The sequence below is a fragment of the Bacillus sp. AFS012607 genome (assembly GCF_002558005.1).
Lineage (GTDB): Bacteria > Bacillota > Bacilli > Bacillales > Bacillaceae_G > Bacillus_A > Bacillus_A thuringiensis_S.
The window spans coordinates 30,104-41,608 of the sequence record NZ_NTVM01000028.1 but is presented as its reverse complement, the minus strand read 5'-3'; the positions used below and the strand labels follow the sequence as shown (position 1 = coordinate 41,608).

Genomic DNA, 11,505 nt, shown 5'->3' with positions numbered 1-11,505 from the left:
TTGATGAAAAGAGTATTTCTTATGCTCTTCTCATCTTCACCCCATTAGGAGGCTAGGTGAATGACATTTTGGCAGTTTGCATTTAAAAACGTGACGCGGAACGCCAGAGCTTATTTCGCCTATTTTGTAAGCAGTGCGTTCTCCATCGCAATCTTTTTCTCATTTGCAGTTTATTTATTTCATCCTAAATTGCATATGACAGACGTGAATTATTCTCTGAACATATTAATGACAATTTCAGAAGTTGTCATTGTGTTCTTTTCATTTTTCTTTTTACTGTATTCAATCGGTACGTTTTTAAAAGTACGAAAAAAACAGTTCGGGATTTTAACAGTACTTGGCATATCTCAAAAACAATTAAAACGACTCATATTTATAGAAAATATGTTAATTGGTGCTCTTTCTATATTTTTTGGCATTCAACTTGGAGTCGTCTTTTCACAGTTCTTTTTATTAGTTACCGCCAAAATTACACACGTACCTGGTTTATATTTATATCCGCCTACAAGTGCTATCGTTTTAACTATCATCATCTTTCTTGGGCTCTTCATTCTCGTATCATCTTTTACACCCATGCTCATTCGTACGAGAAAAGCCGTACGTCTTTTAAAAGAAGGAACAAAACAAAAAGAAAGAAAAGCATCCGTTCTCATCTCTCTATTTGGTGCGATGTGTTTAATATGTGGATATGCGTTAGCCGCAAATCCGCTGTATTTTATGTCGCTAGGTGACATCATTGGGCTTTTATATGCCATCTCTAGTATATTTGTCATCCCATCGCTTATTGCAGCTGGAACATACTTTTTCTTTTCACAAATTAGTTTTTTACTTATTCGTATTTTAAAAATGCGAAGAACGTTTTATATGAAACGAATTAATATGCTTTGGATTTCTGATTTAGCATCACGCATTCGTACGAATATTAATATGCTCTTTATTGTGGCGATGCTATCGACGCTCGCTTTTACAATGATTACATTCTTATATGGATTCGGGAAATTTACAAAGTTTGATGCGATTAGACAAAACCCTTTCCCGTTTACTTATTTATCACATACTGAAAATACATTAGCTGATGAACATTTAAACTGGTTAGAGCAGAAATTTAATGAAGAGCACTTTACTTATACAAAATTTAAAACAGATATATATGAAGTATCTTCAGCTGAAGATAACACACAGCTCTATTACGCAATTAAACAAAGTGACTATAATGTACTTGCTAAGGCGTTAAATTGGGAAAAACTCACGGTGAATAAGAATGAATCTTATATCCTTATGAAAGACTTAGATGATCAAGTTATTGGAACACTTCACAATAAAGACAAGAAAAATACTCTTACACTTACTCAAAACAATTTACAACTACAAGTGAAAGAATATAAAAGTTATAACCCATTCCCAAACAGCTTAATATACCAAGTACTCATACTATCTGATGAAAATGTAGAAGCCTTATCCACCGTTTCCAAACAAATGAGTGTATATAACTTCAAGGTTACAGATTGGGAGAAAGCACATAATATCGGTTCAGCGTTTATAACAAAAATCGATAACGACAATGCAGCGATTCAAGCAGAGCATCCACCGTTCCATGCAAGTGAAGCGAGCGATTCTCTATATAAAACAAAACTAAATGTCGCTTCGTTCTTCTTAATTGGTACTTTCCTAGGGGTTATTTTCTTTATCGGTGCTGGCAGTGTTCTTTACTTCCGAATGTATACAGATTTAACAAATGAGCAAGAAAAATATATAACGATTACGAAAATTGGCTTAACTGAGACTGAAATGAAACGTTCAGCGACAATTCAGCTTGCGATTCTTTTCTTCGTGCCTTACATTATGTCATCGATCCATACGATGTTTGCGACAAAGATGCTACAAGAAATATTACATCTCTCGTTTTTCGCTGAGATTACAGTCGTACTTATGATTTTTGGAACGGTTGAAATTCTATTTTTCCTTTTAATTCGTTCCTTCTATATGCAAAAATTATCACAACACATTAAGTTTTAGAGAATAGAAAGGTGATTATTATGGAAGAAGTATTACACATAAAAAACGTCTCAAAAGTGTATGAGGGAAAAGTACCTCATACCGCTTTAAAAAATATAAATTTACACGTAGATAAAGGTGAATTTGTTGCTATCATGGGGCCATCTGGTAGCGGTAAATCTACGTTTTTAAACGTTATTTCTACAATTGATTCCCCTACTTCTGGTGATGTCGTTATTAATGGAAAAAAACCGCACACATTTCGTAGAGAGAAGTTAGCCATTTTCCGCCGCCAAGAGTTAGGATTTGTTTTCCAAAATTTTAATCTACTAGATACACTAACAATCGGTGAAAATATCGTACTACCTTTAACATTAGATAATGTTCCGTTAAAAGAAATGGATGAAAAGCTTGATAACATTTCAAAAAAGCTTGGAATTGATCATATTTTGGACAAACGTATTTTTGAAGTTTCTGGAGGACAAGCACAGCGTACCGCAGTAGCACGTGCTGTTATCCATCATCCCTCACTTCTACTTGCTGATGAACCAACAGGGAACTTAGATTCAAAAGCAGCAATTGACGTAATGGAGCTATTTACGAAATTAAATAAAGAGGAAGATGCAACGATTTTAATGGTTACGCACGATCCGTTTGCAGCAAGTTATTGTAACCGCGTCATTTTCATTAAAGATGGCGAGCTTTACAACGAACTACACCGCGGATTATATCGCGAGAAATTTTATCAAGAAATATTAGATGTTCTAGCGTTATTAGGAGGAAGACGTGGATGACATTTTGGCAATTCGCATTTAAAAATGTCTCGCGTAATTCGAAAGCATATTTCGCCTACTTTGTCAGTAGTGCCTTTTCTATCATGGTTTTCTTTTCATTTACTGTATACGCGTATCACCCGCGGTTACAGAGTGTACAAAACTTTCAAGAACGTGATCCTCTAATGAACTTAGCTAGTACAGCACAGCTTGTGATTGTTATGTTCTCGTTCTTCTTTCTCTTATATTCAATTGGAACATTTTTAAATGTACGGAAGCAGCAATTCGGGATACTCACAATTCTCGGTATCTCACAGCGACAATTAAAAAGACTGTTATTTACTGAAAATATGATAATCGGGATATTGTCTATCTTTATCGGCATTCAAGGTGGCCTTGTATTTTCTAACTTTTTCTTATTAGTCACTTCGAAATTAACAAGTGCTAAAGGTCTCTATTTATATTGGCCAACAGAAGCGATTATCGTGACAACCGTAACGTTTATCATTTTATTTTTAATCGTTTCTACGTTTACACCAATGTTTATTCGTACTCGAAAAACAGCCCACCTTATTAAAGGGAACAAGAAAATACCAGCTGAAAAAAGACCATCTATACTCATCTCTTTATTTGCTTTAATTTGTTTAGGGCTATGCTATTATATCGCTGGTTATCCGCGAGGCTACGTAACGGAAAAAAATGTGCAAAATGGATCTGTCTTTTTTATTATGTTATCTATTTTACCGCTCGTAGTAGTCGGGACATATTTATTCTTTTCACAAACATTTCTTCTTTTTATCTATATTTTAAAGAAGCGTAGAAAGTTTTATTTGAAACAAATAAATATGTTATGGATTTCGGACTTAGTTGCTCGTACCCGTAGTAATATTAACGTACTCTTTATCGTTTCTATGCTATCTGCACTTGCATTTACAATTATTATTGGGTTATTCGCCGCTAATAACAATACGAAGGCATCAGTACTAGAGCGATATCCCGTCCCCTTCACTTATACATCAGAAGGTGACAATTCCCTTGAACAAAAGCATATTTCTACAATTGAAACGGAGCTTACAACTAGTAATTTTCAGTACAAAAAATATAAGTTTACAGTATTAAAAGATACAGCTTCCAAAGAAGATATTATGCTTATGAAGATGAGTGATTATAACGCAATTACTAAACAATTGAAAAGACCGGAAATAACAATCGATTCTACAGAAGTTTATATTATTTCTCGGCACTCACCAGAACTTCTCGATCTCGTATCTAATCCATTTGCAAAGCAAAATACGATTACACTCGGGTCTAATAAAAAAGAATTTCATATTAAAGGGTTTATTAATAAGGGAATCGAACCATCCTTTGCATTCCCACATTTAGCTGTCGTACAAGATTATGTATTTGATAATATGATTCCTCATATTGAGACAACCGTAATCTATAACTACTTCGTAGAAAACTGGGAAAATGCAATAGTTCCAACCAAAAATATGTTACGTGTTATTAGTGGTGATGCACGTGAGTTCTACAAAAAGCATACAGAAGAGAACGCTCAAGTTCCTTTCTTCATACATACGGCTACGGATGAACTCATTTACGGTAAAGGAAATGCAGTTGCTCAATTCTTTATTTGGGCATTTCTTGGTTTTATCTTCTTTATCGGTGCGGCTAGTGTCTTATATTTCCGTATGTATAATGACTTAACAACTGAAAGACAAAAGTATATTACGATTACAAAACTTGGCTTAACTGAATTAGAAATGTTTCGCTCTGCAACCATTCAATTAGGAATTTTATTTTTTGTTCCTTACATCGTTGCTGGTGTTCACACGTTATTTGCGGTTAAGTTTTTACAAAGCATGTTTTCTTTCTCCTTACTAAAAGAGACATGTATCGTACTCACCTTTTTCGGGATTATCGAGATCATTTTCTTCTTCTTAATCCGTTCTCTGTACATTAATAAATTATCACAGCATATAAAAATATGAATAAAATGGCCTTGTGCGTATTGCACAAGGCCATTTTCAATAGTTTTTAATTAGCAGCAATATCCACCATAGCCGCCAGCATAACCGCCGTAACCACCGTATCCACAAGAGCCGCCTCCGCCGAAGCAGCTAGCACCGATGATAATTAATAAAATAAACAATACGATTAGAAGCGCAAAACCGCCTCCGCAACCATTTCTGCGGTTACAATCATCATGTCTGTGTTCACACTTTTCGCTCATTACCCTATTCCTCCTTTAGTATCATTCATAACAAGTTCCTCTTGTTCTAAATGAGGGGATTCCATTTATATTATGTTTTCAGGGCGAATAGGAAGCTTGGCTTACCTAAAAACGGGCTTGTTTTAGCAATTGGGCTTAATCAAAAAAAAGATACCTATTCAGGTATCTTTTAAAGAAACATATTCAACAAAAGGGCAAAACCGAATGCAATAAATGACAACAATGTTTCCAGCACCGTCCACGTTTTAAATGTTTCCTTCACCGTTAATCCTAAATACTCTTTTACAAGCCAGAAGCCTGCATCATTTACGTGAGAAAACATTAATGAACCTGCACCGGTTGCAATAACGAGAAGCTCTAAATTCACACCAGACATGTGCTGAATAACCGGTGAAACAATTCCTGCTGCTGTCGTTAGTGCGACTGTCGCTGAACCTGTTGCAATTCGAATTAATCCAGCTACCATGAAAGCTAATACAATTGGTGATAACGAAATATGTTCTGCCATTTGTGCAATAGCCGTTCCAACGCCGCTTTCAATTAATATTTGTTTAAATCCACCGCCTGCACCAATAATTAAGATAATGGAGCCGACCGGTAATAAACTTTCATCCGTTAATTTTTTAATTATCTTTTTATTAATTCCTTGTCTTATTCCAAGTAAATAAAATGCTGCGAAACATGAAATAAGTAAAGCGATTACTGGACTCCCTATAAAAACAAAAAATTCAGTTAACTTTTCCGGTAATGAAATATATGGTGCAACTACTGATAAAATCATCAATACAACTGGTAATAAAATAATAAAGAATGATACTTTACGACTTGGCAAATCAGTTGATACTGTCGTAACTCGAACAAGCTCCGGTTCATTTTCCGGTATAACCCTCTTATGTACCCACTTTGCAAATATTGGCCCTGCTATAATAGCCGTTGGTAACGCGATAAGTAATGAATATAAAAGTACCTTTCCTAAGTTCGCGTTATAAATACCGATTGCTGTCATGGCACCTGGATGTGGTGGTACTAGCCCATGTACGATAGATAATCCCGCAATAACAGGTAACGCAATTAATAATATATTTTGCTTCGTCGTTTTTCGAATGGAAATAACAAGTGGTAATAAAATGACGATCCCTACTTCAAAAAAGACAGGAATCCCTATAACAAACCCTGCAAATAACATAGCCCAAGGTAATTTTTTTACGCCGAAAAATCGAATAAAGAAATCTGCAACTTGCATGCCTGCCCCTGAATCAGACATCATTTTCCCTAATATAGTTCCAAGTGCCAAAATACCAACTAAATGTCCTAGTACACTACCAACACCAGTTTCATAGGCAGCCACTATTTTCGTTAAGTTCAGTCCAGACATAATAGCTAAAAACAAACTCGCAACTGTTAAACTAATAAATGCATGCCATTTCCACCATGATACCCCTAAAATAACAATTGTGATCGCAAGTAACGTGACGATTAATAAGTATATATCCATCTCTCATTCTCCTTACTTTTATCCCGATTGGTGTGGGCTAATAATTAGTGGGTGATGCCCTCCTCCACTAATTAAAGTTTTACTTTATAAAAAAAGAGGGAACATCCCCTCTTTTTATACGTCATAATTCACTACATAATGCTGCATTTCTGTATTGTAGTAGCCTTCGCTATATTCAATTACTTCGCCAACTTCATCATAAGAATAGCGCATACGTTTTAATAACGCTGTCCCCTCTTTTTCACCTAGCGCTTCTGCAACGAAGCTAGGCGCAAGCCCAACAGCGAATTCATCTCTGAAGTTTTCTAAATGTATACCTCGGTCTTCAACTAAATCATAAAGCGATTGTAAATCAAAGTCCGATAAATCTGTACTTGCCATGTGTGCTGAGAAATAGTGCGTATAATGAATGTACGGTGTATCATTTAACGTATATAAACGTTCGATACGGAAACTCTCTTTCCCGAATAATCGAAATGGCACTGTTCCTTCCTCATTATGTACGACTTCTGCTTTTAGCAATTTCTTCTGTACTTTATATCCTTCTTCCACTAACACTTCTGTAAATTTCTTACCCTTTGACAACTTTGTCGCCGAAGTATTACGAATTACTTTCGTTCCTTTACCGCTTTTTTTTTCCAAGTATCCTTCTTGAGCGAGTTCTTTAATGGCATTTCGTACTGTAATCTTGCTAACTTTGAACTCTTCCTCTAATTGCGGTTCTGAAGGAATATTCGTATGAATCGCATATACACCATGTAATATGCGATCACGAATAATATTTTTTATTTGTAAATATAATGGTCCTTTTTTCCTCGTTACGTTCACTGTTACACCCACTACCTTTCTACATCACCTACTGATGCCGTCATTGCCCGAAGTATATCTTTCTCTGATGACATTGGCGTATCACCGACGATTGTATGTACTAGCATTCCAGCTGCTGACGCAAATGAAACAGCTTTCTCTGGTGCGAACTCTTTTATCTCGCCATGAATAATTCCGCTCGTATAAGCATCTCCAGCACCTATTCTATCATATACAGAAAACGTAAGTGTTTTTGCAAAAGTGAACGATCCATCTTTACATATAAACCCGCGAAGCGAATGTGTATTATCACTGTTAATAGAGCGATGAGTACCAGCGATTGTAGCAATATGATACGTTTCAGCTACCTTTGGAATGAGATCCAGCAGCTGCGCCTCACGCTCCATCTCTTCTGTTTTCATCCCAAGAACGAACATCGCATCTTTTTCATTCATCATAACGATATTAGCAAGCCCTAGCATTTCTTCATAATGCGGTTTTGCCTGTTCATATCCGTCTTCTCCCCAAAGTGAGGGACGATAATTACAATCAAAAACGACGGTTCCTCCGTTTTCTTTAACTGCTCTCGCTAAAGATTTCATATGATGACGCACAGTATCATTCATTGCAAGTGTAATACCGCAAAAATGAACGATATCAATTTCCTTTGCGATTTCTTCAAATTGATACATTTCTTCACATGCCGTATTGAAGCTACTTTCTAATCGATTCGAATATGTAACGCGGCTTGCACGTGCACCGAATCCATTTTCTAAAAAATACATACCTACATATTTACCACCTCTTGAAACAAGAGAAGTTTGAATCCCTAACTTTTGAATGTAAGATACAGCTGCATCTCCAACCGAATTTTCCGGTAAAGTTGAAATAAGAAGCCCTTCATGCCCTAAGTGAGAAAGTGCCGCTACAACGTTCACACCTGTACCTGAAAATGAGTAATTTAACGTGTTAGCTTGCGACAACAATTCATATCCAGGTACTTGCAGGCGCATCATTACTTCACCGAACGCTGCAATTTTCTTACGCATATTGATCAACTAGCTTTTTCACGACTGCTAATAATTCACGAACATCTTCTACTTTCGTATTACCAGTTTCTTTATCAATAATAGAAGAGTATACGTGCGGGATAACTTGCTCTACATTTGCCTCAAGCGCAATACGTACAATTGTTTCAAAGTTTTCTTTATCAATTCCACCTGTTGGCTCTAATGCGAATCCTTCTTCTGCACAAGCTTTCGCAACTGCGCGATATTCTTCTTCGTGAGCTAGCCCTTTCATCGGGAAGTATTTCAATGAATTTCCGCCCATATCACGTACAAGTGCGATCGCTGTTTTAATTGGAACGATTGCTTTTTCTTCTCCAGCCGCACTAATTGGGCCAGTAGAAATATTTACGTAACCTACTTTTCCTGTTGGTGATACTAAACTATTAATCCAGCTATCCTTTTCGCCGAGATTTGCTCGCGTTGCTCCAACTGAAGGGAACACTTGGTTAATATGGCTACCAGGATAATGCTTCGCAATTTCAGCTACAACTGCTGCTTGGCGATTATCTCCTGCGCCTAGTCCGATTGATACAGCGTCATCAATTTCTTTTCCGTATGCTTTCATAGCTGTAACAGCTTCTTCTACTGTTGGGTAGTCTTTTGATAACACTCCCACTACTACATAACCTTCTGCTGCTTCAAAAATATCTTTTGCATTTTCTATATTGTTTGCTAATACATTTAATGCTACGTGGCCTTTATAAAAACGTTTTTGAATGTTTGTCATTTTAGTTTCCCCCTACGATTTCTCTCAATTTTTCTTCAATCACATGTATGTCATCACCTTGAAGTGGACGTGGATCAATATCAAAGAATCCTTGTCTTACTCCGTAATCACGTGTATAAATGGCGATTTCCCCTTCGCGTAATGCAGTCACAACTTCTTTTGCTGATTTGTTTAACTCTTTCTCGTTAATATGAATACGAGCTCTAAAGATTGCTCTTCCTGCTTCATCTTGAACGATCGTTACATTTACACCATTTAATTCTTTTAGCGGCATAAGTACTTGTAATAGCTCTTTTTCTTGCTCGCTCTTATCTTCTTTTACTCCGTACTCATCAAGCGCTTGAAGTAAACCGAAAGTCGTCTCTTTCCCAACTTTCATACTTCTTCCGATGCAATGTAATTGTACTTTCAGCCACTCGATGTATTTTCGTTTCCCGCCAACAATACCAGAAGTAGGCCCTTCAATCGCCTTTGAACCGCTATAAATGGCAAGATCTGAATACTTCACATATTTTTGAATATCTCCTTCAGCTGCTGCATCCACGATAAGCGGTACGTTATTTCGCTGCGCAACTTCCCATGCTTCTTCAACAGAAATCATATTTTTTTGCACTGCATGATGTGATTTCACATACAGAATCGCTGCTGTATTTTCACCAATTGCATCTTCAATATGCTCTGCTTTCCCTTCATTTGCATAGCCAACTTCAACGAGTTTACCGCCGCCTAAGTAAATCATCGTTTCAACAGGTGCACCGTATTGAACGTTATGACCTTTTAACATAATCACTTCGTTTTTCGCGATTACTTCCTGATGAAGTCTTTCACTTTTACGGCGATTTCCTTCCGTAACGATACCAGCGATAGAAAGCGCAATTCCGCTTGATGCTGAATTTACAACAACTGCTGCCTCTGAATCTAGAATTCTCGCAATATGGTCTCCTGCTTTATCTACTAAATCAGCAATTTCTACATAATTTTGTCCACCATGTTTCATCGCATCCATCACTGTATTTGCCGGAGCGGATACACCTAAAATACTCATTCTACCGCTCGCATTAATCACTCTTTTTAATCCGTACTTAGCATTCAATGAATGACCCATTAATTACAACCCCTTTTGTATCAATTCTTCTTTCAGCAATGCGCTGATCCCCTTCTGAATCAATTAACGTAACCTTCTCATCTTTCACCGTAAATAAAGTTAAGTTTGCAATATCTCCTTCTTGAATGCGGCCAAGCTCTGGTTTCTTAAGCCATTCTGCTGCATTTTTCGTAACCGCATCAATCACTTCTTCTAGCGGATAACCTAAGTAAAGGAATTTCGAAAGAACGTGAGCCATACTGTAAACTGGACCGTGTATACGGTTCTTCCGGTAAATATCTGTACTAATTGTACGAAAGGCAATACCGTAACGCTTCGCTGCTTCTGCTACTTTAAAAGAAAAACTAGCGTTACCGTGACCAACATCTAAATGCACACCGCGATTCACTGCATCTAGTAACACAGGTAGTGGTTTACCTTCTTCATCAAATAAATTATTTTCTTTCCCGTTTAAATAATGTGTAATGACATCATCTTTTTCTAAAAGAGGTACAACTTCCTCAATGCGAGGAGGCGCTGAACCGATATGTACCATAATCGGTAATGATGTTTCTCGAGATAAAGCGCGCGCTACATGCAGCGGTTCAATTCCACTATCACAAACGACACTTTTACTCATTCTCGCCTTTAACCCAACGATTACATCTTTATACTTTTCTACTGCTTCTATCGCTTTCTCTTTATCTATCCATTCCATATTGGATAATTCATCAATTCGTTTCAAACCGATGCGAGAAATATTTAAAAAGGCAAATAAATTTGTCTTTGCCTGCTCTCTACTTTTTACTAAATCTGCAATGCGATCAGCACCGCAACTACCCGCATCAACAATTGTCGTTACCCCTTGCTTAACGCCAATTTCATCCACCTCATCGCCATACGGATCAAACTCTGGAAAAGCATGAACGTGCAAATCAATCCAACCACTCGATACGTAAGTACCAGAGTAATCAAGAACCTTTCCACCCTCGCCAGCACCAGCTTTCGTCACCTGTGCGATTTTGTTATTTTCAATTACAATGTCAATCTCTTCCCCGTTCACACGTTTCACATTACGTAGTACGAATCGTTCTGTCATTGTATTTCCACCCTTTTCTATAAGAAGCCATAAGAATACGCTTACATTTAAGTTTCATTTTTTATATCTCTTTCACACGCTTAGCGTAGCACAAAAAAAGGGAGAAGTAAATATAACGTTATAATGTTTAAAAGTAAATAAAAAGATGCTCCTCCAAAATGTTGATAGTACAGGAAATTATATCAACGATTTTTCGAATATATCTATCATAACTTACAATAT

General features: G+C 36.8%; 10 protein-coding genes. 3 read left to right on the top strand and 7 right to left on the bottom strand.

The window, feature by feature from the left end; all coding sequences use genetic code 11:
• The first annotated feature begins 60 nt into the window (after window positions 1–60).
• From CN409_RS26080 to CN409_RS26070, 3 genes are read left to right on the top strand one after another with little or no spacing between them, the layout of a single operon-like run.
• Window positions 61–2,016 carry an FtsX-like permease family protein gene (locus tag CN409_RS26080; protein WP_000145001.1) on the top strand — a complete coding sequence of 652 codons (1,956 nt, stop codon included), beginning with the start codon at window positions 61–63 and terminating at the stop codon, window positions 2,014–2,016.
• Between the two features lie 20 nt (window positions 2,017–2,036).
• Window positions 2,037–2,789: an ABC transporter ATP-binding protein gene (locus CN409_RS26075; protein ID WP_000393250.1), complete on the top strand. Its 753-nt coding sequence runs from the start codon at window positions 2,037–2,039 to the stop codon at window positions 2,787–2,789.
• Complete coding sequence (locus tag CN409_RS26070; protein ID WP_097981105.1) at window positions 2,786–4,759, top strand: FtsX-like permease family protein; 1,974 nt, start codon at window positions 2,786–2,788, stop codon at window positions 4,757–4,759. Before CN409_RS26075 ends, CN409_RS26070 begins: the two co-directional genes overlap by 4 nt.
• A gap of 50 nt (window positions 4,760–4,809) precedes the next feature.
• Here the strand turns inward: CN409_RS26070 and CN409_RS26065 are convergent, their stop codons facing one another.
• From CN409_RS26065 to CN409_RS26035, 7 genes are all read right to left on the bottom strand, one after another.
• A complete protein-coding gene (locus CN409_RS26065; RefSeq protein ID WP_001290406.1) occupies window positions 4,810–5,001 on the bottom strand; it encodes a YjcZ family sporulation protein in 192 nt (63 codons plus the stop codon).
• Between the two features lie 169 nt (window positions 5,002–5,170).
• Window positions 5,171–6,496, bottom strand: coding sequence for a gluconate permease GntP (gene gntP, locus CN409_RS26060; RefSeq protein ID WP_000356190.1), 1,326 nt, complete (start codon window positions 6,494–6,496; stop codon window positions 5,171–5,173).
• A gap of 114 nt (window positions 6,497–6,610) precedes the next feature.
• The gene (locus tag CN409_RS26055) at window positions 6,611–7,336 is read right to left on the bottom strand and encodes a GntR family transcriptional regulator (RefSeq protein WP_000539293.1); all 726 of its coding nucleotides are present in this window, start codon (window positions 7,334–7,336) and stop codon (window positions 6,611–6,613) included.
• On the bottom strand, window positions 7,336–8,352 hold the full coding sequence (locus tag CN409_RS26050) for a sugar kinase (protein WP_097981102.1): 1,017 nt from the start codon (window positions 8,350–8,352) through the stop codon (window positions 7,336–7,338). Before CN409_RS26050 ends, CN409_RS26055 begins: the two co-directional genes overlap by 1 nt.
• Window positions 8,345–9,100: a 2-dehydro-3-deoxy-phosphogluconate aldolase gene (dagF, locus tag CN409_RS26045; protein ID WP_000181897.1), complete on the bottom strand. Its 756-nt coding sequence runs from the start codon at window positions 9,098–9,100 to the stop codon at window positions 8,345–8,347. Before dagF ends, CN409_RS26050 begins: the two co-directional genes overlap by 8 nt.
• Window position 9,101: 1 nt before the next feature.
• Entirely contained in the window at window positions 9,102–10,205 is a 1,104-nt protein-coding gene (locus CN409_RS26040; protein ID WP_000510079.1) for a DgaE family pyridoxal phosphate-dependent ammonia lyase, read from the bottom strand.
• On the bottom strand, window positions 10,183–11,283 hold the full coding sequence (locus CN409_RS26035; protein WP_000139936.1) for an amidohydrolase/deacetylase family metallohydrolase: 1,101 nt from the start codon (window positions 11,281–11,283) through the stop codon (window positions 10,183–10,185). Before CN409_RS26035 ends, CN409_RS26040 begins: the two co-directional genes overlap by 23 nt.
• Window positions 11,284–11,505: the final 222 nt, after the last annotated feature.

Coding starts and splice junctions, on each gene's coding strand:
- CN409_RS26080 (WP_000145001.1), top strand. CDS start 61: ATGACATTTTGGCAGTTTGCATTTAAAAACGTGACGCGGAACGCCAGA.
- CN409_RS26075 (WP_000393250.1), top strand. CDS start 2,037: ATGGAAGAAGTATTACACATAAAAAACGTCTCAAAAGTGTATGAGGGA.
- CN409_RS26070 (WP_097981105.1), top strand. CDS start 2,786: ATGACATTTTGGCAATTCGCATTTAAAAATGTCTCGCGTAATTCGAAA.
- CN409_RS26065 (WP_001290406.1), bottom strand. CDS start 5,001: ATGAGCGAAAAGTGTGAACACAGACATGATGATTGTAACCGCAGAAAT.
- gntP (WP_000356190.1), bottom strand. CDS start 6,496: ATGGATATATACTTATTAATCGTCACGTTACTTGCGATCACAATTGTT.
- CN409_RS26050 (WP_097981102.1), bottom strand. CDS start 8,352: ATGCGTAAGAAAATTGCAGCGTTCGGTGAAGTAATGATGCGCCTGCAA.
- dagF (WP_000181897.1), bottom strand. CDS start 9,100: ATGACAAACATTCAAAAACGTTTTTATAAAGGCCACGTAGCATTAAAT.
- CN409_RS26040 (WP_000510079.1), bottom strand. CDS start 10,205: ATGGGTCATTCATTGAATGCTAAGTACGGATTAAAAAGAGTGATTAAT.
- CN409_RS26035 (WP_000139936.1), bottom strand. CDS start 11,283: ATGACAGAACGATTCGTACTACGTAATGTGAAACGTGTGAACGGGGAA.